Origin of the sequence: Micromonospora sp. AMSO1212t (genome assembly GCF_008868145.1) — a bacterium.
Taxonomy (GTDB): domain Bacteria; phylum Actinomycetota; class Actinomycetes; order Mycobacteriales; family Micromonosporaceae; genus Micromonospora; species Micromonospora tulbaghiae.
Genome location: NZ_WBKS01000104.1, coordinates 1 through 22087, shown reverse-complemented (window position 1 = coordinate 22087; position 22087 = coordinate 1). Strand labels below are relative to the sequence as shown.

Here is a 22087-nt window from a genome sequence, read left to right as displayed (position 1 = left end):
CCGGCCGGTCTCATGACGGGGACGACGTGACAGTGCCGCCGAGCAGGTGCAGCAGCAGCCGCGGCTCGCCCGGCCACGCGTCGAGCAGCACCTGCCGGGGCATCTGCCGGGCGGCGTAGCGCAACGCGAGCGCCACCACCACGATGTCGTCGAGCGGGCCGATCACCGGCAGGAACTCCGGGATCAGGTCGATCGGGCTGGCCACCCAGAGCCCGGCGACCACGATCGCGACCCGGGCGCGGCGGGGCACCCGCGGGTCGCGGCGCAGCCGTCGCACAGCGGTCACGCAGTCGGGCACGAACGCGGTCAGATCGCGCAGAATCCCCGGCGGCAGCCGGCGGGCAAGCAGCACCAGCACCGCCCAGCTCGCGACCAGGCAGGCCGTCGCCACAGCGAGTCCGATCAGCCAGTCGCGCACACCGTCACCCCTTTCCGTTTCCGGTGGCACGCTACGCGGCGTCCCCGCCCGGCGCTCGGGAACAGCCCGGCCCCGCGCGACGCTGACTCTTGTCGGACGACGGCGGATACCGTGGGTACGGGAGGTGACGGCGGTGACGACAGGCTGGGAGGCCGCGGTCGAGGCGCAGATCCGCTCGGCCCAGGAACGCGGCGAGTTCGACAACCTGCCGGGTGCCGGCAAGCCCATCCCGGGGCGCGACATGCCCTACGACGAGGGCTGGTGGATCCGCAGCTTCATGGAGCGCGAGCAGATCCCGTCCGACCTGCTCCTGCCCACGCCGCTCCAGTTGCGCCGCCGCATCGAACAGCTCCCTGCCGAGCTGCGCGACCTGCCCACCGAGGAGGCCGTCCGGTCGTACGTGGCGGCGCTCAACACCGAGGTGGTGGCCTGGCTGCGTACCCCGACCGGGCCACGCGTGGTGGTCCGCCCGGTGAACGTCGACGAGGCGGTGCGCCGCTGGCGCGCCGATCGGGACGGTGCCGCGCCGCTCGTGACGGCTCCGGAGCCGCCCCGCGCCGCCCGGGACCGCCCGCGCCGCCGCTGGCGCTGGTGGCGCCGCTGAGAGCGCTCAGCGAAGCGCCGCCTGCCAGGTCCACGCCGTACGCCGCGGCCGGTCACCGAGCGGTGCGCGGCCGGTCAGCCACAGCAGCACCGGCGCCGGGTCGCCGTCCGGCGCGTCGGGGAACAACCGGCGCACCACCCGGGCACACAGCTCGGCGGGTGGCGACCAGTCCAGGTCGAGCCCTCGGGTCAGGTCGTGGGTGTGAAGCAGGATCTCGGCCGCGCCCATCGCGGCGAACCCGCCCGGATCGCACGGGCCGAAGTGCCACGCCCGGTCGTCCGGACCGGCGGCGTCGATCGTGGCGGCGAGCATCCCGGCCGCGGCCGCCGCGACAGTGAGCACCTCGGCGGGCGCGGCGTCGGCGCGTACCCGCAGGTCGAACGGCAGATAGCCGCCGCCGGGCCGACCGGAGACCTGACCGGCGTACGCGACTAGGTCGTGCGCGATGTGCGCGGCGGTGGTCCAGCAGGACCAGTCCAGGTCTCCGGCACGTACCGTCCAGTTCCGGTCGGTGGCGGGCCGCAGCACGGCGGTCATCGCGGCGGCGGCGGACCGGACGTCCGCGCCGCTCATCGTCCTCACAGCCGGCGTACGCGCAGCACGCACGTCAGCATCGGAAGCGTGAACTCCCCGTCGGCCGTCTCCGGCCGGCTGGCCAGGTACGCGCGGATGCGGTCGAGGGTCTCCGTGCGCTCCTGTTCCGGCATGACCAGCATCCCGGCCCTGGTGGCGAGCGTCGCCACCAGCGAATCGGCGGTACGGCGCTGCCCGTGCGGGAACTCCGCCTGCTCGGGCGAGCCGAACCGGGCCTCGCCGGTCGTCGGCAGGTGCATCGTCGCTGTGGCGACGCGCCAGCTCGCGGGCGTGTCGCGGGGGCCGATGGCGGCGCTTCCGCTGACCGCCGCGAGCCCTGCCACCCAGTCGACCCGGTCGTCCACGACGTTCCACAGTCCGGCAAGGACACCGCCGGGTGCGAGGACGCGGGCGATCTCCGGCCCGGCGACGGCCATGTCGAACCAGTGCATGGCGTTGCCGGCGACCACGGCGTCCACGGAGGCGCCCGGCAGGGGGATCGCCTCGGCGCTGCCGGACAGCGCACGGACGTCCGGCACTGTGCGGCGGAGTTCGGCGAGCATCTCCGGGTCCGGCTCGACGGCAGTCACGTCGCCGCTCACCTCGGCCAGCGTGGCGGTGAGCTTGCCGGTGCCCGCGCCGAGGTCGAGCACCCGCGCGCCGGGTGCGGGTTCGAGCGCCCACCGCAGGGCGGCCCGCGCGTAGTCCGGTCGGTGTTCGGCGTACGCGGTCGCTGCCGCACCGAACGACGAGGAGTGCCGACGTCGTGCGTCTTCGTCCATCCGGTCACCCTATCGACGGCCCGCGATCGTCGTGGCCCTCGACGTCGGCCCGCCTCATTACCATTCGCGCATGGCCGCCGCAGCACCTGTCGAAGCGACCTTCTTCGGAACGTCGTCCCTCCACGTGTCGGACGGGATCTCGGGGATCCTGATCGACGGCTTCTTCTCCCGGCCCTCTCTCCTTCGCGTCGCGCTGGGCCGCGTCGCACCGGACCGAGGGCGGATCACCAGCGCCCTCTCCCGGGCCGGGGTGACCCGTCTCGACGCGCTGTTCGTCGCCCATTCCCACTACGACCACGCCATGGATGCCCCCGAGGTCGTCAAGCACCTCGGAGGCAGGCTGTTCGGTTCCGAGTCGACCCTGAACGTGGGGCGCGGCTCGGGCCTCGCCGAGCAGGCGATGACGCGTATCGCGGACGGAGACGCGCACACAGTCGGCGCGTTCACCGTGCGTCCGCTCGGCGGTGTGCACAGCCCTGGCAACAGGTTCCCGGGCGTGATCGAGGAGCCGTTCGTGCCGCCGGCCAGGGCGAGCAGCTACCGCGACGGCGGGTGCTTCTCGTTCCTCGTCACCCACCCCAGCGGCGCGATGCTCATCCACCCGAGCGCCAACGTCGTGCCGAACCAGTTCGACGGAATCGATGTCGACGTCCTCTACCTCGGTGTCGGCGCCCTGGGCGCGCAGTCACATCGGTTCCAGGACGACTACTGGCGGCACGTGGTGGAGGCGACCCGGCCCGGCATCGTCGTGCCGATCCACTGGGACAACTTCTTCGTCGCGCTGGACCGGACGTTGCGGCCGCTGCCCGCCCTTCTCGACAAGTTCGCCACGACGACGGAGTTCCTCCGCCGCAAGAGTGCGGAGAGCGGCATCCCGGTGCGGTTCCAGGACGCCTTCGAGGTCATCAGACCGTTCGTTCGCTAGGCCGCCGACCCGCCGCACGACGACGGGCGCCTGCGTACCCATCAGGTCACGTCGCCCGGCCGGCTACGGCGCGAGCGCCGAGGCGATGAGGGCTACCGTCCTGTCGTCGTCCTTCGCCAACCGTTCCAGCACGGCGCGCCCAGGGCACGCCGGATCTGCTGTAGCGACAGTCCCAGCGAGCGCAGGCTCTCCACGTGGAAGATGCGGCGGGCGTCCTCGGCGACAGGGACCACCTCCTGCGTCCCAGTGAAGACCTTGCCACGGTGTCAGGGTCAAGTGACGCCGCCGTTTCCAATTAACGGATTACCGGCAACAACATTCCACCAATTCATACCGGCAAACCAGGTCAAATCGCCACCACATCATAATGACAGTTATGTGCGCGTGGCGACGTGGCGGCGAGGGACCACGCCTCGGCCCGCCCTGCGGACTACGGTGAGGCGGTCGCATCCGAGGGGAGGGTGGCAATGCGGATCGCGATTGCGGGCGCGACGGGCCGAATCGGGGCGCTGACCGCGGACGCGCTGAAGCGGCAGGGGCACGAGGTCGTACGCGTCAGCCGCTCGCAGGGCGTGGATCTGATGACGGGCGACGGGCTGGACGAGGCCCTCGCCGGCGTCGAGGCGGTCATCGACACGACAAACGTGGCGGCAGCGGAGCGTTCCGAGACGGTGGCGTACCTCGGCGCCCTGACCCGCAACCTGCTGGAGGCCGAGCAGCGCGCCGGCGTGCGGCACCACGTGCTGCTGTCGATCGTCGGCATCCACCGGGTCGACGACAATGCCCACTACGCGGGCAAGCGGGAGCAGGAGCGACTGGTGGCAGGCGGACCGGTGCCGTGGACGATCGTGCCGGCCACCCAGTTCCACGACTTCGCCGCCATGGTCACCGGTTGGACCGAGCGCGACGGCGTCGCCACTGTCGCGCCGCTGCTGGTGCAGCCGATTGCGCCCCGGGACGTCGCCGACATCCTCGCCGAGGTCGCCGTCGGCGAACCACAGGGGCATCACGTCGACATCGCCGGACCCGCGACGGAGGATCTCGTCGACATGGCCCGGCGCACCAACGAGGCGCGCGGTCGCCGGGTCCGGCTGGGTCCGACGTGGTCGGGCGTGTTCGGCACGTCGATGTCGGGCAACGTGCTGCTGCCGGGCGACGGCGCGCGCATCGCGCCGACCAGCTTCGACGACTGGCTAGCCGCGGGCGCTCGTTGACGGGCTGACGGCGGCGACGACCAGGTCGACTATGCCGTCGGCGTAGTCGTCGGTCAGCGGGCCGTTGCGCAGCAGCCAGCGGTGGTAGAGCGGGCCGAACAGCAGTTCCACCACCTGGTCCAGCGCCGCGTCGGGGCGGACCTGACCGGCCTCGCGGGCGGCCTCCAGGCGTACGCGAACCGCGTTCAGCTGGGGGCGGAGCAGCCGGTCGCGCGCCTGGCCGGCCAGGTCCTCGTCGGCGAGTGTCTCGATGGTGATGGCCCGGGTGGTCGCCGACAGTCGGGGATCGGCGAACTCGGCGACGGTGGCCCGGAGAACCTGGCGCAGATCTGCGCGCAGGTCGCCGGTGTCGGGCAGGGCGATGACCTCCGGCATGTCGTCGGCGAGCGCGTCCAGGATGACCGCGCCCTTGCCGCGCCACCAGCGGTAGATGGTCTGCTTGCCGACTCCGGCGCGGGCGGCGATCGCCTCGACGGTCAGGGCCGGGTAGCCGGTCTCGGTCAGCAGTTCCAGGGCGGCGGCGAGGATCGCGCGGCGGGACTGCTCGTTGCGGCGGGCGGGCTGCGGGGTCACCCCAAGAGCTTACGCGAGACGAGACGTGCCGTTTTGACGAGGCAGCCGCGCTGTGATCTTCTGAGCGAGACGGACCGTCTCGTCTCAGTGAAGGTCAGGAGAGCAGTTGCCGCACATCGCCATGGTCAGCATCCCGTTCCACGGCCACGTCAACCCGAGCTTGGAGATCGTCCGTACCCTCGTGCAGCGCGGTCACCGGGTGACGTACGCCAACGATCCGGCCTTCGCCGAGGTCATCCGGCGCACCGGCGCGGAGCTGAAGCCGTACGCCTCGACGCTGCCCGCCGACGGCGGCGCCGGAACCGACGATCCGATCGAGCAGCTCACGCTCTTCCTCGACGATGCGGTCGCCATGCTGCCGCAGCTGCGGGCCGCCTATGCCGACGACCGGCCGGATCTGTTCCTCTACGACATCGCCGGCGCGCCGGCTCGGCTGCTCGGCGAGCAGTGGGGGATCCCGGCCGTCCAGCTCTCCTCCACGTTCGTGGCGTGGGACGGCTACGAGCAGGAGATGGCGCCCGTCGTGGAGGCGATGCGGGCCGACCCCCGCGGCGCCGACTACTACCGGCGGTTCACGGCGTGGCTGACCGCGGAGGGTTCGTCCGTCACCGACAGCATGGCGTTCCAGGGGCGGCCGGTCCGCAGCCTCGTTCTGCCACCGGAGGCGCTTCAGCCGAACGCCGACCGGGTGGACCGGTCGGTCTACAGCTTCGTCGGGCCGGTCCTGGGGGACCGCTCCGACCAGGGTTCCTGGGTACGACCGGAGCGCGCCGGAAAGGTGCTGCTGGTTTCGCTCGGCTCGGCCTTCACCCGGCAGCCCGAGTTCTACCGTCGCTGCGTCGCCGCGTTCGGTGACCTGCCCGGCTGGCACACCGTTCTGCAGATCGGCGAGCACGTCGATCCCGCCGAACTCGGTCCCGTCCCGGACAGCGTCGAGGTCCACCGGTGGGTGCCGCAGCTGGCCGTACTGGAGCAGGCGGACGCCTTCGTCACCCACGCCGGCATGGGCGGCAGCAGCGAAGGTCTCTACTGCGGCACGCCGATGATCGCCGTACCGCAGGCGGCCGACCAGTTCGCGAACGCCGAGCAGCTGGCCGCCCTCGGCATCGCCCGGGTCGTCGACTCGGCCACCGTCACCGCCGCGGAGCTGCGCGAGACGCTGCTCGCCCTCACGTCGGACCCCGCCGTGGTGGCCCGCAGCGCCGAGTTGAAGCGGCAGGCCCGCGCCGCCGGGGGCGCCGGCCGGGCCGCCGATCTGATCGAGGCCGAACTCACCGCGGCGCGCCGTGGTACCGGGCTGCGTGCCGCGAGCGGCGGGTGAAGCGTGGTCGCGGCGGCCGGGTGCCGCCGCGACCACGCCCCGGTCAGTCCTCCGCCAGCACTGTGAAGGTGAAGGCGGAGCTCGTCGGACGCTTCAGCGGGATGTCGCACTTGACCCGGCGCAGCACCTCGGACCGGGTGAGGCCGAACCGGTGCGCGATGATCCGGTCCGGGCGTACCGGCACCGGGTCGTCGAACGTGACGTTCACCTGGACCGGCCACCCGTCGAGCGGCACCGTGGGCGCGTCGAGCGTCCACGCGCCGGTCCAGTCCAGGGTGAAGCGGCAACGCCGGGCGAACGCCGGGTCCAGCAGTGTGGCCGCCACCAGGTCGGGATCGTTGAGGTGGTGGCCGTGCAGATCGACGGGGTCGAACGAACCGACCGTCGCCCGCTCGCGGACGGTGAGCTTGACGGTCCGGTCGCAGGACACGCAGTGCACCAGCAGCCACACGTCCAGCAGCTTGCCGTTGGCGTTGACCCGGAACCGTCCCCGGGCGGCGGTGGCCGACTCCGCCCGGCAGGTGACGCAGCGCAGCGACAGCAGCGGAAGGCGGGTCCGGCGCACGACCCAGGGCAGCACGATATGAGGTTGGAATGACATGAGACCTGATCTCTGAAGACCTGACGCGAGGCCGATTACGCGCGGCCTCGGACGCTGTGTCCGGGCGCGCGTGGGCAGCCCGGCGAGCCGGCGCAGGCGTCGGCTACAGGCGTGGGGAACGTGTCAGGTTCTAAAGAGCAGGAGGGGTCACGCGGGATCGTCCTTCTTCGCTGCGATGACAGGTGCAGGGACCGTACGGCACTGCCGAAATCCCTCTCAACCCGTTTTCCGGTGCCGCTGCGTCCCGCATCACTTTCACTCACTAAAAGTTTGCACTGCCTGCAAGATCGCTCGTAGGGTCGTGGCATGACCTCGGATCAGAGCCGCCCCGGCCTGCGTGACCGCAAGAAGCGGCAGACCCGCGCCGCGCTCAGCGCCGCAGCGCTGCGCCTGGTCGCCGAGCGGGGCCTGGACCAGGTGACGGTGGAGGAGATCAGCGAGGCCGCCGACGTGTCGGCCCGCACCTTCTTCAACTACTTCCCGAGCAAGGACGAGGCGCTTCTCGGCGACCAGCCGACCGACCGCGAGGTGCTTGCCGCCCGCATCGTCGCCGCCCCGCCGGAGCTGTCCGCGTTCGACGCGCTGCGGCTGGCCTTCGACGACGTGGTCGAGGCCATCGAAGCCGATCGGGAGGTGTGGTTGCTGCGCCTGCGGGTGATCGCGGCGAACCCGTCGCTGCTGCCGCGTCTGATCAGCGGCAACGCCGAGACCGAGCAGGTGATCGTCGCGGCGGTGGCCGCCCGGCTGGGGCTCGACCCGTGCCACGGACACCCGACGCTCGTCACCACTGTCGCCGGCGCGGTGTTCCGCACGGCCCTGATGCAGTGGGTCGAACAACCCGGCACGACGACGCTTCGCGAACTGACCGCCGGGGCGTTCGCCGCCGTCTCCGCCGGCCTGCCCGATCCGTACGCCGCGACCTGACGCCTCCCATCCGTACCGGCCGCCGCCCTCGCGCGCGGCCACTCGCACGTGCACACGACAAGGAGTTCGATGACCACCGCCACTGTTCCGCCCGCCGAGACGGGTACGCGGATGTCACGCCGGGCGGTCCTCCAGGCGTTGTCCGGCCTGATGGTCGGCATGTTCGTGGCGATCCTCGCCTCGACGGTGGTGGCGAACGCGCTGCCCCGGATCATCGCCGACCTCGACGGCAGCCAGACCGTCTACACCTGGATCGTCACCAGCGAGCTGCTCGCGATGACCGCGACGGTGCCGCTGTGGGGCAAGATGGCCGACCTCTACAGCAAGAAGCTCCTCATCCAGCTGTCCCTCGGCCTGTTCGTGGCCGGTTCGCTCGTCGCCGGCTTCACCCCGAACGTCGAGGTGCTGCTGCTCAGCCGGGTCATCCAGGGCATCGGCGCGGGCGGCATGACGGCGCTCGCCACGATCGTCATGGCGGCCATGATCCCGCCGCGTGAGCTGGGCCGGTACGCCGGCATCTTCGGCGCCGTCTTCGGTGTCGGGACCATCGCCGGCCCGCTGATCGGTGGCGTCCTGGTCGACACGTCCTGGCTCGGCTGGCGCTGGTGCTTCCTGATCGGTGTGCCGTTCAGCCTGCTGTCCATCGCGCTGCTCCAGAAGACCCTGCACCTGCCGGTGGTGCGCCGCAAGGTCCGCATCGACTGGCTCGGCGCCCTGCTGATCACCTCGGGCGTCTCCACGCTGCTGATCTGGTCGTCGCTGGCCGGCAACAAGTTCGACTGGGCCTCCGGCTGGACCGCGCTGCTGGTCGGCGGCGGCCTGGCGCTGCTCGCGCTCGCCGTGTTCGTCGAGGCCCGCACCGAGGAGCCGATCATCCCGCTCGGCATCTTCCGCAACCGCACCGTCAGCCTCACCACGGTGGCCAGCATCCTGGTCGGCGTGGCGATGTTCGGCGGCACCGTGTTCCTGTCGCAGTACTTCCAGACCTCGCTGGGCAAGTCGCCGACAGCGGCCGGCCTGATGAGCCTGCCGATGGTCCTCGGCCTGCTGGTCTCCTCGACAGTGGCGGGCCAGCTGATCACCAAGTACGGCCGCTGGAAGATGTTCCTGGTCGCCGGTGCCGCGGTGATGACCGTCGGCATGCTGCTGCTGAGCACCATCGACGCGACCACGAGCGTGCCGGTGCTGTCGGTCTACATGGCGGTGCTGGGTGTCGGCGTGGGCATGCTCCTGCAGAATCTGGTGCTGGCCGCGCAGAACGACGTGCCGGCCGCCGAGCTCGGCGCGGCCACCTCGGTGCTGACGTTCTTCCGCAGCATGGGCGGCGCGGTCGGCGTCAGCGCGCTCGGTGCGGTCCTGGCGAACCGGGTGACCTCGCTGACCGTCGAGCGGCTGGGCCCGATCGCGGCCGGCGGCGGGTCGGCCGAGGTGCCGGACCTGTCCGCCCTGCCGGAACCGGTGCTGCGGGTCGTGCAGGACGTCTACGGCATCGCCACGTCGGAGATGTTCCTCATCGGCGCGCCGTTCGCGCTGCTCGCCCTGATCGTCGTGCTGTTCATCAAGGAGAAGCCGCTGAACACGCTCAGCGGTGACGAGCGCCGGGCCCGCGAGGAAGCAGCCGCCGCCGGCATGCACTGACCACGTCCGACCGAGCGTGGGGCCGCCCCCGGGAGCACCGGGGGCGGCCCCTTCCTGTGTACGGTCAGCGTTCGGTGCGGTCGTTGATCTCGGTGCCGGACTCGCCGGGCATGGCGCCGATCGCCTCCTCGGCGGCCCGGCCGCCGGTGCTCTCGTCGCCCTGCGTCAGCGAGCTGCGGGGCAGCCCGGCCAGGTGCGCCGGGTCCTCGATCGGCTGGGGCGGCCACTGGTCCTGCGTACCGTCGGTCACCCCGGCGCGGCGCAGCGCCTCGACCAGCTGGTCCGGCGACAGGCGGTCGACCTCCTGTATGCCGGCCCCGCGCGCAATCGCCTGCAGTGTCTTCAGGTCTTCGCTCACGAATGTCTCGGCCATGCCCGAGCCTTCCCGGCCCGCAAGACAAGGAAACCGGCGTGCGCCGACGGCCTGCCCGCCCGAGCCGTCGATCATGAAGTTGGACCGGGCAAACCGGACACGGACCGCCGTCAACTTCATGATCGACGCGAAATGAGAGGTTTGGTCAGCGGCGGGCGGGTTTGCGGTCGGGGCGCGGGCGGTCGCGTTCCGGGTCGACGCCGACCTGCACGGCGAAGGCCGGGTCCACGGCCAGTAGCGGCCGGGGGCCGAACAGTGCCATCCCGGTCAGCAGCGTGTCGGTGTCGCGGTCCTGCCAGACCGGGCGGCGCTCCGGGTCGAGGCCGGCGTGCTCGCGGCGCAGCCGCCGCAGCAGCCGGCGGGCGGCGGCGCCGGTCTCCGGCACCTCGGTCAGCCACCAGGCGCCGAGCGCGGTGGCCAGGCAGCACAGCAGCAACCCGGCGACCGAGGCCGGACCGCCGGCGGAACGCCCCTCGACCGCGCTGTCCACCAGCCGGGTCAGCCCGGCCGCGGCGACCGCGAACAGCGGCACCGTGCCCAGCGCGATCCGCCGCCGCTGCGCGCGGGTGAGCAGCCACCCGTCGCGGACCAGCCGCCCGACGGTGCGGCGCAGCGCCCGGCCCACGGCCGGGTCGGCGAGCACGGCCGCCCAGGTCTGCGGGCGGCGCAGCGCGGTGTGCAGGGCGCGCACCAGCGGGGGCGAGCCGGGCGGGGGCGGTCCCTGCGCGTGCAGGGTGGCGAGTTCGCCGACGTCGACCCCGCCCGCGCGGCGCAGCGCCGCCACCCCGACCTGGCAGGCCAGCAGCGCCCGGTCGGTCAGGTACGCCAGCTCGACCCGGTCGGGTGTGGCACCCCGGGTACGGCGGCCGGTCAGTTCGCGTACCGCCAGGGCGATCACGACTGCTACGGCGACCGCGCCGAGGTAGTCGAGGAGGAAGATCGGCCCGCTGACTCCCCAGAGCATGGCGGCAAGTATCTCAGGAGCCGTGGCGTACCTCGGTGTCCCAGATCTGTGACCACGGACGCCGCAGTCCTCGCGCGACGAAGATCGGCTCGCCGTTCTCGTCGTTGTCGACGTCGACCCGCTGGTCGACCCGGCCCACCTCGGTGACTTCGGTGAACCAGGCACGCAGCCGGTCCGGGCGGGACCAGCCGACGACGATCACCACGTCGGCGTCGTCGGGCGGCCGGCCGAACGTGGCCATGCTGTTGTGCCCGGAGTACGCACGCGGCAGTCCTCGGTCCGGCCCGTAGCGGGCCAGCGCGCCGGCCTCGCCGTAGTTGCCGGTCAGCACCACCGCCCGGTCGCGCTGCGCCGAGGGCAGCGCGCGGTGCACGGCGGCCACCGAGTCGGCGAACTCGGGCCAGCCGATGGTCTCGCCCGCGTCGTAGTTGGCCGCGACCACGAACCCGGGCAGCCGGTCGGCCGGCAGCGTGGGCAGCAGCAGCACCGCGCTGCTCGCGGTCATCAGCACGGCGGCGGTGACCAGCAGCGCCTGCCGGACCCGGGCCGTACCGCGCCGCGCCCACTCGACGGTCGGCACCACACCGGCGGCGGTGAGCACCAGGAGAAGCGGCGCGTCGTAGTAGCCCTTGCCGCCGGCCACCGCCACGATCCCCACCACCACCAGCCACGCCCAGGCCAGCGACCGGTACGCCGCCCAGGACGGCCGGCGCAGCAGCGCGACCAGCCCGGCGACCCACACCGGAACCGCGAACGGGCTGATGATCAGGAACTGGAGCACCACCGCGTCGATCCGGCCGCTGTAGGAGCTGTCGCCCTCGGCGATCGACGCGGCGACGTCGAGCTGCGGGAAGCCGTGCGCGGCCTGCCACGCCGCGTACGGCACGGCGAGCAGCACGGCGACGCCCGCCCCGGCGAGCACCCACCGGTCCCGCAGCAGCCGGCGCGGCCCGGCGATCAGCAGACCGGCGACCAGGCCCACGCCGAGCAGGGCGGGCAGTGGTTTGTTGAGCAGGCCGACGCCGAGCGCGAGCCCGGCGCCGAGCGCCCACCGGGTGTCGCCGGTGCGTAGCATCCGTGCCACGCAGAGCGCGGCGGCCAGCCACACCAGCAGGTCGACGCTCGTGGTGCTGAGCAGGTGGCCGCCGGCCAGGACGATGCCCGAGGCAGCGGCGAGCACCGCCGCGGCCGTCTGGGCGACGCGTCCGACGCCGAGCTGCCGGGCGATCGCGGCGACCAGCACCACCGCCGCGCCGCCGATGAACGCCGACGGCGTACGCAGCACCACCAGGTTGCCCGGCGCGATCGTGTCGGCCAGCCGCGCCAGCGCCGGCACGAGCGGCCCCTGGTCGACGTAGCCCCAGTCGAGGTGCCGCCCGCACAGCAGGAAGTACAGCTCGTCGCGGTGGTAGCCGTAGCGACCGGCGAGCGACAGCAGCACAGCGGTGAGGATCGCGCCGACCGCGAGGGGCACGGCGGTACGCGGACCGGCGGGCGGCGGGCCACCGGGCGCGGCGGCCTCGCTCCGATCGATGTCGGCGACTGATTCGGCCACCTGCCCATGATGGCCCCGGCCGGTGGTTCGCCGGTGCCCCGCCGCCCTCGGCCGGGTGGACGGAAACCGGTGGCCGGACGGCCGGGGCGGCGGCTAGCGTGCGCGCCGATGCTGATTCGTGACTACACCGACGCCGACTGGGACCAGGTCCGGCCGATCCTCGCCGACGTCGTCACCGCCGCCGACACGTTCGCGTACGACGCGGACTGGCCACCGGAGACGTTGCGGGAGGTGTGGGTGGAGCGCCCGCCGGGGCGTACCTCGGTCGCGGTGGACCACGACGGCACGGTGCGGGGCACCGCGAAGATGGGCCCGAACCGGCCCGGGCCGGGGTCGCACGTGGCGACCGCGAGCTTCATGGTCGCGGCGGACGCCCGCGGCCGGGGTGTGGGCCGGGCGCTGTGCGAGGAGGCGCTGGACTGGGCCCGGCGGCAGGGTTTCGCCGCGATGCAGTTCAACGCCGTGGTGGAGACCAACACGTCGGCCGTGGCGCTGTACCGGCGGCTCGGCTTCAGCGTGATCGGCACCGTGCCGGAGTCGTTCGGGCACCCGACGATGGGACGGGTGGGGCTGCACGTCATGCACCGGCGGCTGTGAGCGCGGCCCGGAACTGTCGGGGGCCGGGGCTAGGTTGACCTGGACCTTCACCACCCGAGGAGCCGCCATGACCACGCTCACCGACCGCCCGCGCGCCGCGCTGCTCGTCATCGACGTGCAGAACGGCGTGGTGAGCGGCGCCCACGACCGCGACCGTGTCGTCGCCACCATCGCCGGCCTGGTCGACCGGGCCCGCGCCGCCGACGTTCCGGTGGTGTGGGTGCAGCACCGCAGTGACCACCTGCCGGCCGACAGCGAGCAGTGGCGGATCGTGCCCGAGCTGTCGCGCCGCGACGACGAGCCGTTGGTGCACAAGGCCTACGGCGACTCCTTCGAGGACACCGACCTGGAGTCGGTGCTCGCCGCCGCGCGGGTGGGCCGGCTGGTCGTGACCGGCGCGCAGACCGACGCGTGCGTCCGCTCCACGCTGCACGGCGCGTTCACCCGCGGCTACGACGCCACGCTCGTCGCCGACGCGCACACCACCGAGGATCTGTCCGCCTACGGTGCGCCGCCGCCCGCGCAGGTGATCGCCCACACCAACCTCTACTGGAGTTTCCAGACCGCCCCGGGGCGCACGGCCGGCACCGTCGACGCCGCCGAAGTGGACTTCGCGGCCTGACCCGCGGCCGCGGCGCGAAAACGCCTGGCCGGATCCGGCGGGTTGCTGACAGGCTGCCCGCCATGACCGCTCATGCCCTCGCCGGGGCGCTCGCCGACGAGCGCCGCCGGACCGTGTTCGCCGCGATCGTGCTCGGCGCCCGGGACGTGCCGGCCGTGGTGGCCGGTACCGGCCTGCCCGCCCGCGACGCCGCAGTGGCCGTACGCCGTCTCACCGACGCCGGGGTGCTCGCCGACGACGAGGGCGGGCTGCGGGTCGACGCCGAGCGGCTGCGGGAGTTCGCCCGGGCCGGGGCGGCGGCACCGGCGGTCCCGGCCGCGAACCCGCGCGAGGCGATCCTGCGCACGTTCCTGCGCGACGGCGCGCTGACCCGGCTGCCCGCGCAGCGGGGGCGCCGCCGGGTGCTGCTGGAGCACATCACCGAACGCACCTTCGAACCCGGGCGGCGCTACCCGGAGCGGGAGGTGGACGACGCGCTGCGCCGGTGGTGCGAGGGCGGCGAGGCCGACCACGTGACGCTGCGCCGCTACCTGATCGACGACATGCTGCTCACCCGCGAGCAGGGCGTCTACTGGCGGACCGGGCCGTGACCGGCTGGAGCACGCAGGTCGTGCGACCGGACGAGCCGGACGCGACGCTGATGTTGCGCGAGTACATGGCGGAGATGGTGCGCCGCTGGTACGGCCGCCCGGAGCGGCCCGGTGAGGTCGACGCCGCGCTGGCCGAGGACCCGAGCGACGACCTGGCCCCGCCGACCGGGCTGCTGGTGCTGGCCCGCCGCGACGGCCGGCTCGCCGGTTGCGCCGGGCTCAGGTGGCAGCCGGGCTGGGCCGAGCTGACCCGGGTGTACGTGCGCCCGGAGCACCGGGGCGCCGGGGGCGGGGCGGCGCTGATAGGGGCGATCGAGGCGTACGCCGCCGGCGGCGGGGCGACGCGGATCCGGCTGGACACCCGCTCCGACCTGGTCGAGGCGCGTGCCCTGTACGCCCGGCACGGCTACCGGGAGATCCCCGCCTTCACCAGCGGTCCGTACGCGCAGCACTGGTTCGAGAAGGCGCTCGCGGGCCGAGTTGACGACGTGGCGGAGGCGCGCTAAAACAGAACCAGGAACTTGAGTCACCAGGACTCAACTTGAGACCTTGGGCCAGGAGAACCGAGGAGGCAAGAGCCATGTTGATGCGTACCGACCCGTTCCGCGAGATCGACCGGATCGCCGAGCAGTTCTTCGGCACCACCGCCCGGCCCGCCGTGATGCACCTGGACGCCTACCGCGACGGTGACCACTTCTACGCGGCGTTCGACCTGCCCGGTGTGGACCCGGACAGCATCGACTGCACAGTCGAGCGCAACGTGCTGACCGTCCGCGCCGAGCGTCGCCGTCCCACCGGCGAGAACGTCGAGCTGGTCGCCGCCGAGCGTCCGATGGGCACGTTCACCCGGCAACTGTTCCTGGGCGACACGCTCGACACCGACCGGCTGGAGGCCGGCTACGACAACGGGGTGCTGACGCTGCGCATCCCGATCGCCGAGCGCGCCAAGCCGCGCCGGATCACTGTGAGCACGCCCGCCGAGAACAACGGCCGGCGTCAGCTCACCACCGCGTGAGCACGTCACGCCGACGCGCGGGGGAGGCCGGGGCACCGGCCGACCCCGCTTCGTCGTACCGGCGGATCAGCGCGCCTCGTCGCCAAACCCCCCGCCGGCTGAGAACCTTTCTCACATGCTTCGCCCCGAGGTGCTGCCCCGCGCCCGCCCCGCCGCCCTGCCCGCCGGCCCGGCCGACGTCACCGAGGCGTGGCTGCGCAACCGGCGGCTGTCCGAGCACACCCGCGACGCGTACCGCCGCGACGTCACCGGCTGGCTGACCTGGTGCGCCGAGCACGCCGTCGATCCGCTGCGGGCCACCTTCCTGGACGTCAACACCTACGGCCGTGAGCTGGAGTCCACACCCCGCGGCCGCGCGGGCCGCCCGCTCACCCCGGCCACCGTCGCGCGCCGGCTGTCCGCGCTGTCGAGCTGGTACGACTTCCTGGTCAAGCTGGGCGCGGTGCCCGCCAACCCGGTGTCGGCGGCGGACCGGCCGCGCGTCGACCGGGACCACTCCGCCACCGTCGGCCTGACCCCCGACGAGGTCGACGCGCTGATCGCCGCCGCCGAGGCCGACACCGGCCCGGCAGCGGCCCGCAACCGGGCCGCCGTCGCGCTGCTGGCCGACCTGGGGCTGCGGGTCGGGGAACTGGTCGCGCTGGACGTGTCCGACCTGGGCACGGAACGCGGTCACCGCAGCGTCCGCTTCGTCGGCAAGGGCGGCAAGGTACGCCGGCGCGCGCTCACCCCGGGCACCGCGTACGCGGTCGACGCCTACCTGGCCGCACGGGCCGCCGCGCAGGCTGTCACGGTGCCGGCGCTGACCGGTCCGCTGCTGGTCACCGCCACCGGCGGCCGGATGGACCGGCACGCCGTGTTCCGGCTGGTGCGCCGCCTCGCGCAGCGGGCCGGGATCGCCGCGTGGGCGAAGTTGTCGCCGCACTCGCTGCGCCACGCGTTCGCCACCACCGCGCGCTCGGAGGGAGTGCCGCTGGAGGACGTGCAGGACGCGATGGGGCACGCCGATCCGCGTACCACCCGCCGCTACGACCGGGACCGGCACAACCTGGACCGGGATCCGGCGTACGCGATCTGGGCGGCCCGGGCCCGCCGCCGCGGCTGAACCGTCGCACCCGCGCCGTAGGGTGCCGGCATGCGACACGGACTGGAGATCGCCTGCGGCGGCGGCACGCTGACGGTGGCCGAACTCGTGGCGCTCGGTGAGCTGGCCGAGCGGGCCGGCTGGGACGGGGTGTTCCTGGAGGACTATCTCGTCCACCACGCCGGAGACGACCCACCCACCTGGGATCCGTGGCTGGTGCTGGCGGCGGTCGCCGGGCGCACCGAGCGGGTACGGCTGGGGACCACGGTGACCGCGCTGCCCCGGCGCCGGCCGGCCAAGCTGGCGCGGGAGGTGCTCACCCTCGACCACCTGTCCGGGGGCCGGGCCGGCGTCGCGGTCGGAGTCGGCGACCCCGCAGACCGGGGCCTGGCCGCATTCGGCGAGCCCACCGACCTCAGGACCCGCGCCGCGATGCTCGACGAGGGCCTCGACCTGCTGGTGGGACTGCTCGGCGGCGAATCGGTCACGCACCACGGCGTCCACTACCGGGCCGAGGGCGTGGCGCTGCGTCCCCCGCCCGTGCAGTCGCCCCGGGTGCCGGTCTGGGTGGGCGGCAGCACCCAGGCGAACGCGGTGCTGCGGCGTGCCGCCAGGGCGGACGGGATCGTGCCCTACAAGCTGACCGACACCGACGGCTGGTCCGACTTCACGCCCGACGAGGTGGCCGGCCTGGTCGCCGCCCTGCCGGCCCGCCGCGCGGACGGGCAACCGTTCGACGTGGCCGTCGGGGGCCGGCGGCGACGTCCCGACGAGCGCGCCGAGCGGGCCTACCTGGCACAACTGGCGGCGGCGGGTGCCACCTGGTGGCTGGAGTACGTCCCGGCCGCTGAACCGGCGGCGATGCGGGCCGCGGTGCTCCGCGGCCCGCTGCGCTGACCGTCAGCCCTGCGGGCGGGGGCAGAGGCAGAACGGCTGCCCGATCGGGTCGATCAGCACGGTCCACCGCTCGCCGCCCGGCTGGAACTCGGGGCGGGTCGCGCCGGCCGCCACCAGATCCTTCTCCGCGGCCGCCACGTCGTCGACATAGAGGTCCAGGTGGTAGCGCTTGTCGCCGCTCTCGTCCGGCCAGGCCGGCGGCGTGTACCCGGGCACCAGGCCGAACCCGATCGCCGGGCCGTCCTTGACGATCATGGCGTACTCGGCCTCGCTGTGGGTTGTCTCCCATCCCAGCGCCTTGGCGTAGAAGGCGGCGTGCGCGGCCGGGTCGGAGCTGTCGAGATTGATCATGGCGATGTCGGCGTGAGCTGTCATGCGGACATTCTGCCGCCGATACCCGCCGTTTTCTGTCCGGCACGAGCGCGCGTCGCAACCGGCTGCGCGTCACCGTCCGGTTGCCTACCGTCGACAATGATGGGCAGGCAGCAGGAGTGGCACCACACGGCCCGGCGTCGCCGGCCGCTACGCGCGGGCGTGCTGATCGCCGGTCTCGGCGTGGGCACCTGCCTGATCGGGGTGGCCGGGCTGGCGGCGTGGAACGCGCAGGTGGTGCTCCAGGCCGACGGGCCGGTGCGGGACACCGCCGACGGGTTCTTCCGCGACGTCGCGGCCGGTGACACCGACGCGGCGTACGAGCGGCTGTGCGCCGAGGCCCGCGGCAAGTGGAGCCGTACCGGCTTCGGGAGCTGGGTGCGGACCCCGCCGCAGGTGAGCGGCTACGAGATCGTCGACGTGTCGGTGGCGACCCGGTCCGGCAAGCCGACGGGGACGGTGATCGTGCGGATCAACCGCGACGGCGGCGGCAGCGAGGAACGTGAGTTGCCGGTCGTGCCGGAGGGCGGGTCGTGGCGGGTGTGCGGGGATCCCTTCTGAGGCTCAGGCACGCGGGCCGAGGTCCCCCGAGCGGTAGTGGCGCCGACACAGCACCTGGTAGCGCACGTCGGCGCTGTCCACGGTGTCGCCGATGACGACCTGCGCGCCCTCGCGGACCACCCGGCCGGCCACCACGCGGGCGTTGAGCAGCCCTTCCCGGCCGCACCAGCACAGCACCTCGACCTGGATGCGGGCCACCTCGTCGGCCAGTTCGAACAGCCGCTGCGCTGCCGGGAACAGGCAGGAGCGGAAGTCGGTGGCCAGGCCGAAGGCGTAGACGTCGACGTCGAACCGGTCGACCAGCTCGGCCATCTGCTCGATGTGTTCGAGGTTGTAGAACGAGGCCTCGTCGCAGATCAGGTAGTCCACGCGTACCCCCTCGGCCCACGCGTCCCGGACCAGGACCCGCAGGTCGAGGTCGTCGGTGACCTCGACGGCCTCGTGGGCCAGGCCGATGCGGGTGGTGACCTGCGGGCCCAGCGAGCGGTCGATGCGGGTGGTGAGCAGGCCGCGGCGGCCCTGCCGGGCGTGGTTGTGGTTCATCTGCAACGCCATCGTGGACTTGCCGCAGTCCATCGGCCCCCAGAAGAACTTCAGCGCGGCGGCGTGCAGCGGCCGGCCGTCGACGCCGCGGGCGGCGGCGCAGCCGGTGGCTCGGTCGTCGCCGGGCCCCGGCAGGGGGCGGGCCAGGCAGGTCGGGGCGGCGTCGTCGGTCACGTCGGGGCAGCCTAGTCCATCGACGCCGCCTGATTCGGCGCGCGATGATCCACAGGTCGGGGCGCGGGGGTCAGAGCACCCGGGGCGGGGTGTTGCCGGCGGCGATGATGGCCCGGCGCATCGGCACGGCGGCCAGGAGCGCGAAGCCGACCACGAAGAAGATCAGCAGCGACACCAGGCCCACCCGGTACGACGAGGTCAGCTGGAATACCAGGCCGAACGCCAGCGGGCCGAGCCAGCTGGTGCCCTTGTCGCTGATCTCGTAGAAGCCGTAGTACTCGCCCTCCTTGCCCGCCGGGATGAGCTGGCTGAACAGCGACCGGCTCAGCGCCTGGCTGCCGCCGAGCACCAGGCCGATGCAGCCACCGAGGATCATGAACGGCACGGGCGCCTCGGCGGGCAGCCGGAACGCGGCGATGATCACACCGGTCCAGAGCACCAGCGACAGCAGCACGGTCTTCCACGCGCCGATGCGCTTGGCGAGCGCGCCGAGGGCGAGCGCGCCGCCGAAGGCGAGGAACTGCACCAGCAGGATGGTCACGATCAGAGTGCTCTGCTCCAGTCGCAGTTCCTCGGTGCCGTACTGGCTGGCGAGGGTGATGACGGTCTGGATGCCGTCGTTGAAGACCAGGAAGGCGAGCAGGAAGTACAGCGTCAGCGGGTACGCCTTGATCTCGCGCAGGGTGCGCCCCAGCTGCCGGAACCCGTCGGTGAGCACGTTGCCGCCCGCCTGCAGGGCCGCGGCGGTGGGGTGTTCGCGCAGCCAGCGCAGCGGGACCAGGGTGAACGCGGCCCACCACACGCCGGCCGACACGATCGACCAGCGGGCCAGGTCCAGCGTGCGCTGGGCGTTGCCCTCCTCGCTGAGCATGGTGACGGCGACCAGGTTGAGCGCGAGCAGCAGCCCGCCGCCGAGGTAGCCGATGGCCCAGCCGCGGCTGGAGATGCCGTCCCGGTCGTCCGGGCCGCCGAGTTGCGGCAGGAACGAGTTGTAGACGACCACGGCGGCGCCGAAGGAGATGTTCGCGATCAGGAACAGCGCGCCGCCGAGCAGGTAGCGCTCACCGGTGACGAACGCGAACGCGATGGTGGCGCCGGCGCCGGTGAACGCGGCGGCGGCGAGCAGCCGCTTCTTGTGCGCCGACCGGTCGGCGATCGCGCCGATCACCGGCAGCACGAACACGGTGAGGAAGACCGACAGCGAGATCAGGTATGGGTAGAACGAGCCGGCGGCGACCTTGATGCCGAGCGGGTACACGGCGCCGTCGCAGCTGTCCGCGCCCAGTTCGCAGCCGGCGGCCAGCTCGGTGACGGTGGTCAGGAACGGCCCGAGGAAGACCGTGATGACTGTGGTCTGGAACGCGGAGTTCGCCCAGTCGTAGAAGTACCAGCCGGTGCGCTCGCGGCGGGTGCTGCCCGGTCCGGCGGGGTCGGCGACGGCGGGGGTGACCGTATCGGCCATCGGGGGTCGTCCTCGGGGGCTCAGGCGGCCCAGTGGCCGCGACTGCGATAGACGTCACGGAGCACGCTGACGTGATCGGTCATGATGCCATCCACACCAAGATCAAGTAAGTGGTGCATCTGGGCGGGTTCGTCGATCGTCCAGACGTGCACCTGCAACCCGATCCGGTGGCAGTACGCGAGGAACCGCCGGTCCACCACCGGCACCCGACCGAAGGAGACCGGCACCTGCGCGGCGACCACGGACGGGGGCAGCCGCAGGGGCCGTCCGTGCAGAGAGGCCAGCCGCAGCCGGGCCACGCCGCGCATACCGAGGCTGGTGGCGGCCCTCGGCCCGGCCAGCGCCCGCAGCCGGGCCAGCCGGGCGTCGCTGAACGAGGCGAGCAGCACCCGGTCGCCGGCCCCGGCCCGGGTGACAGTGGCGACTGTGGGCTCCGCGCCGCCGTCGGACTTCACGTCGATGTTGAACCGCACCTGCGGCCAGGCGCCGAGCACCTCGTCCAGGCGGGGCACCAGGGCGGCCCCGCCGACGCGCACCGAGGACAGGTCGGCCCACCGCAGGTCGGCGATGCGGCCCGGCTCGCCGGTGACCCGGCGCAGCGTCGGGTCGTGGAAGACCACCGGTACGCCGTCGGCGGTGGCGTGCACGTCGGTCTCCACGTACCGGTAGCCGAGGGCGACGGCGCGGGCGAACGCGGCGGCGGTGTTCTCGTCGCCGTCGGCCGCGCCACCGCGGTGGGCGAACGCCAGCGGCGCCGGTGCGTCGAGGTAGCCGTGACGGGGCTGCACGCGGGCAGTATGCCCGCCCTGGGTGGTGCCCACATGGCCGGGCGGTGAAATTACCTATCGTTCCCTGAGACGGCTAGGATATGGTGCGATGAGTAACGACATGTACTCGGTGGATCAGGTTGCCGACCTGCTCGGCCTGCACGTGCGCACCGTGCGCGGCTACATCCGCTCCGGCCGGCTGCGGGCGACGCGGATCGGCAAGCAGTACCGGATCGCCCGCGCGGACCTGGACACGCTGACCGGACGGCCCGCCTCGCCCTCGGCGCCGGGGGCGGAAGTGTCGAGCGTCGTACGCCTCGACGGCGTCGACCGGGCCGCCGCCGACCGGCTCGGCACGCTGGTGCTGGCCGGTGTGAACACCAACCACGACCCGGACCGTCCGCTGCGCGTGCAGACGGTCCACGACGAGGAGCGCCACCGCATGACCATCGTGATCCTGGGCGACCTCACCGCCACCGCCGACCTGCTGCGCCTGCTCGACGGGGTGCTCGGCGGCGGCAACGGCCTGCTCGGCGGCGGGGAGCGCGGCCGTGACTGACCTGATGCAGGAGCGCGCCGGCGTGCCGGTGCTGGTCTGCGACCCGGACGGCCCGCCGATCGCCACCGAACGCGACGCGCTGGACCTGATCGGCGCGGCGTTCCTCGGCGCCACAGTGGTGGCGGTGCCGGCGGAGCGGCTCGATCCCGGCTTCTTCACGCTCGGCACCCGCTTCGCCGGCGAGGTGATGCAGAAGTTCGTCAACTACCGGCTGCGCCTGGCGATCGTCGGCGACATCTCCGAACATCTGGAGCGCAGCGGAGCGCTGCGCGCGCTGGTGGCCGAGTCGAACCGGCACGACCAGGTGTGGTTCGTACCGGACCTGGCCGCGCTCGACGCCCGCCTGCGCGCCACGACCTGACCCACCCCCGTCCTCGCC

General features: G+C 73.1%; 28 protein-coding genes. 16 read left to right on the top strand and 12 right to left on the bottom strand.

Going from position 1 to position 22087, the window contains the following annotated elements; translation table 11 throughout:
- Positions 1-10 precede the first annotated feature (10 nt).
- The gene (locus F8279_RS22425) at positions 11-418 is read right to left on the bottom strand and encodes a YkvA family protein (protein ID WP_151500956.1); all 408 of its coding nucleotides are present in this window, start codon (positions 416-418) and stop codon (positions 11-13) included.
- Positions 419-551: 133 nt separating this feature from the next.
- On the opposite strand from F8279_RS22425, the gene F8279_RS22420 reads away from it, so the two are divergent.
- On the top strand, positions 552-1022 hold the full coding sequence (locus F8279_RS22420) for a DUF1992 domain-containing protein (protein WP_151500955.1): 471 nt from the start codon (positions 552-554) through the stop codon (positions 1020-1022).
- Positions 1023-1028: 6 nt separating this feature from the next.
- Here the strand turns inward: F8279_RS22420 and F8279_RS22415 are convergent, their stop codons facing one another.
- Positions 1029-1595 (bottom strand): maleylpyruvate isomerase N-terminal domain-containing protein, encoded by a 567-nt coding sequence (locus tag F8279_RS22415; RefSeq protein WP_151500954.1) that lies wholly within the window; start codon positions 1593-1595, stop codon positions 1029-1031.
- Positions 1596-1600: 5 nt separating this feature from the next.
- Entirely contained in the window at positions 1601-2377 is a 777-nt protein-coding gene (locus F8279_RS22410) for a class I SAM-dependent methyltransferase (RefSeq protein WP_091426941.1), read from the bottom strand.
- 31 nt (positions 2378-2408) lie between these two features.
- On the opposite strand from F8279_RS22410, the gene F8279_RS22405 reads away from it, so the two are divergent.
- Both F8279_RS22405 and F8279_RS22400 read left to right on the top strand, forming a co-directional pair.
- Positions 2409-3302 carry an MBL fold metallo-hydrolase gene (locus F8279_RS22405; RefSeq protein ID WP_225853374.1) on the top strand — a complete coding sequence of 298 codons (894 nt, stop codon included), beginning with the start codon at positions 2409-2411 and terminating at the stop codon, positions 3300-3302.
- Between the two features lie 467 nt (positions 3303-3769).
- Complete coding sequence (locus tag F8279_RS22400; protein WP_151500953.1) at positions 3770-4516, top strand: SDR family oxidoreductase; 747 nt, start codon at positions 3770-3772, stop codon at positions 4514-4516.
- Here the strand turns inward: F8279_RS22400 and F8279_RS22395 are convergent.
- Complete coding sequence (locus F8279_RS22395) at positions 4496-5089, bottom strand: TetR/AcrR family transcriptional regulator (RefSeq protein ID WP_091426939.1); 594 nt, start codon at positions 5087-5089, stop codon at positions 4496-4498. The two genes, F8279_RS22400 and F8279_RS22395, sit on opposite strands and share 21 nt — an antisense overlap.
- A gap of 106 nt (positions 5090-5195) precedes the next feature.
- Here F8279_RS22395 and F8279_RS22390 point away from each other — a divergent pair, with 106 nt between their 5' ends.
- Entirely contained in the window at positions 5196-6410 is a 1215-nt protein-coding gene (locus F8279_RS22390; protein ID WP_151500952.1) for a macrolide family glycosyltransferase, read from the top strand.
- 43 nt (positions 6411-6453) lie between these two features.
- Here F8279_RS22390 and F8279_RS22385 read toward each other — a convergent pair whose 3' ends face one another.
- A complete protein-coding gene (locus tag F8279_RS22385) occupies positions 6454-6990 on the bottom strand; it encodes a DUF1062 domain-containing protein (protein ID WP_225853373.1) in 537 nt (178 codons plus the stop codon).
- Between the two features lie 327 nt (positions 6991-7317).
- Here F8279_RS22385 and F8279_RS22380 point away from each other — a divergent pair, with 327 nt between their 5' ends.
- Entirely contained in the window at positions 7318-7935 is a 618-nt protein-coding gene (locus F8279_RS22380) for a TetR family transcriptional regulator (protein ID WP_151500950.1), read from the top strand.
- A 69-nt stretch (positions 7936-8004) separates the two neighbouring features.
- Positions 8005-9573 carry an MDR family MFS transporter gene (locus F8279_RS22375; RefSeq protein WP_151500949.1) on the top strand — a complete coding sequence of 523 codons (1569 nt, stop codon included), beginning with the start codon at positions 8005-8007 and terminating at the stop codon, positions 9571-9573.
- A 64-nt stretch (positions 9574-9637) separates the two neighbouring features.
- Here the strand turns inward: F8279_RS22375 and F8279_RS22370 are convergent, their stop codons facing one another.
- The 3 genes from F8279_RS22370 to F8279_RS22360 form a co-directional block, all read right to left on the bottom strand.
- Positions 9638-9946, bottom strand: coding sequence for a hypothetical protein (locus tag F8279_RS22370; protein ID WP_091426934.1), 309 nt, complete (start codon positions 9944-9946; stop codon positions 9638-9640).
- 145 nt (positions 9947-10091) lie between these two features.
- Positions 10092-10910, bottom strand: coding sequence for a TIGR04222 domain-containing membrane protein (locus F8279_RS22365; RefSeq protein WP_151500948.1), 819 nt, complete (start codon positions 10908-10910; stop codon positions 10092-10094).
- A gap of 13 nt (positions 10911-10923) precedes the next feature.
- Positions 10924-12465 carry a glycosyltransferase family 39 protein gene (locus F8279_RS22360; RefSeq protein ID WP_151500947.1) on the bottom strand — a complete coding sequence of 514 codons (1542 nt, stop codon included), beginning with the start codon at positions 12463-12465 and terminating at the stop codon, positions 10924-10926.
- A gap of 108 nt (positions 12466-12573) precedes the next feature.
- On the opposite strand from F8279_RS22360, the gene F8279_RS22355 reads away from it, so the two are divergent.
- From F8279_RS22355 to F8279_RS22325, 7 genes are all read left to right on the top strand, one after another.
- The gene (locus tag F8279_RS22355) at positions 12574-13062 is read left to right on the top strand and encodes a GNAT family N-acetyltransferase (protein WP_091426931.1); all 489 of its coding nucleotides are present in this window, start codon (positions 12574-12576) and stop codon (positions 13060-13062) included.
- A gap of 67 nt (positions 13063-13129) precedes the next feature.
- A complete protein-coding gene (locus F8279_RS22350; protein ID WP_091426930.1) occupies positions 13130-13684 on the top strand; it encodes an isochorismatase family protein in 555 nt (184 codons plus the stop codon).
- A gap of 62 nt (positions 13685-13746) precedes the next feature.
- Positions 13747-14274, top strand: a complete 528-nt coding sequence (locus tag F8279_RS22345; RefSeq protein ID WP_091426929.1) for a DUF2087 domain-containing protein — start codon at positions 13747-13749, stop codon at positions 14272-14274.
- Complete coding sequence (locus F8279_RS22340) at positions 14271-14780, top strand: GNAT family N-acetyltransferase (RefSeq protein ID WP_225853372.1); 510 nt, start codon at positions 14271-14273, stop codon at positions 14778-14780. The genes F8279_RS22345 and F8279_RS22340 overlap by 4 nt, the downstream gene beginning before the upstream one ends.
- A 74-nt stretch (positions 14781-14854) precedes the next feature.
- Positions 14855-15289 (top strand): Hsp20/alpha crystallin family protein, encoded by a 435-nt coding sequence (locus F8279_RS22335; protein WP_091426928.1) that lies wholly within the window; start codon positions 14855-14857, stop codon positions 15287-15289.
- Between the two features lie 115 nt (positions 15290-15404).
- A complete protein-coding gene (locus tag F8279_RS22330) occupies positions 15405-16394 on the top strand; it encodes a tyrosine-type recombinase/integrase (protein ID WP_151500946.1) in 990 nt (329 codons plus the stop codon).
- A 30-nt stretch (positions 16395-16424) separates the two neighbouring features.
- Entirely contained in the window at positions 16425-17270 is an 846-nt protein-coding gene (locus tag F8279_RS22325; protein ID WP_151500945.1) for an LLM class flavin-dependent oxidoreductase, read from the top strand.
- Positions 17271-17273: 3 nt separating this feature from the next.
- On the opposite strand, the gene F8279_RS22320 is transcribed toward F8279_RS22325, so the two are convergent.
- Positions 17274-17645, bottom strand: a complete 372-nt coding sequence (locus tag F8279_RS22320) for a VOC family protein (protein WP_091426925.1) — start codon at positions 17643-17645, stop codon at positions 17274-17276.
- 99 nt (positions 17646-17744) lie between these two features.
- Here F8279_RS22320 and F8279_RS22315 point away from each other — a divergent pair, with 99 nt between their 5' ends.
- Positions 17745-18203 (top strand): hypothetical protein, encoded by a 459-nt coding sequence (locus F8279_RS22315; protein WP_091426924.1) that lies wholly within the window; start codon positions 17745-17747, stop codon positions 18201-18203.
- Between the two features lie 3 nt (positions 18204-18206).
- Here F8279_RS22315 and F8279_RS22310 read toward each other — a convergent pair whose 3' ends face one another.
- From F8279_RS22310 to F8279_RS22300, 3 genes are all read right to left on the bottom strand, one after another.
- The gene (locus tag F8279_RS22310; protein ID WP_225853375.1) at positions 18207-18881 is read right to left on the bottom strand and encodes a thymidine kinase; all 675 of its coding nucleotides are present in this window, start codon (positions 18879-18881) and stop codon (positions 18207-18209) included.
- Positions 18882-18990: 109 nt separating this feature from the next.
- The gene (locus F8279_RS22305; RefSeq protein ID WP_091426922.1) at positions 18991-20382 is read right to left on the bottom strand and encodes an MFS transporter; all 1392 of its coding nucleotides are present in this window, start codon (positions 20380-20382) and stop codon (positions 18991-18993) included.
- Positions 20383-20402: 20 nt separating this feature from the next.
- Positions 20403-21170, bottom strand: a complete 768-nt coding sequence (locus F8279_RS22300) for a glycerophosphodiester phosphodiesterase family protein (RefSeq protein WP_091426921.1) — start codon at positions 21168-21170, stop codon at positions 20403-20405.
- Between the two features lie 88 nt (positions 21171-21258).
- On the opposite strand from F8279_RS22300, the gene F8279_RS22295 reads away from it, so the two are divergent.
- The gene (locus F8279_RS22295) at positions 21259-21708 is read left to right on the top strand and encodes a helix-turn-helix domain-containing protein (RefSeq protein ID WP_225853371.1); all 450 of its coding nucleotides are present in this window, start codon (positions 21259-21261) and stop codon (positions 21706-21708) included.
- The gene (locus F8279_RS22290; protein WP_091426919.1) at positions 21701-22069 is read left to right on the top strand and encodes a DUF4180 domain-containing protein; all 369 of its coding nucleotides are present in this window, start codon (positions 21701-21703) and stop codon (positions 22067-22069) included. The genes F8279_RS22295 and F8279_RS22290 overlap by 8 nt, the downstream gene beginning before the upstream one ends.
- Positions 22070-22087 lie beyond the last annotated feature (18 nt).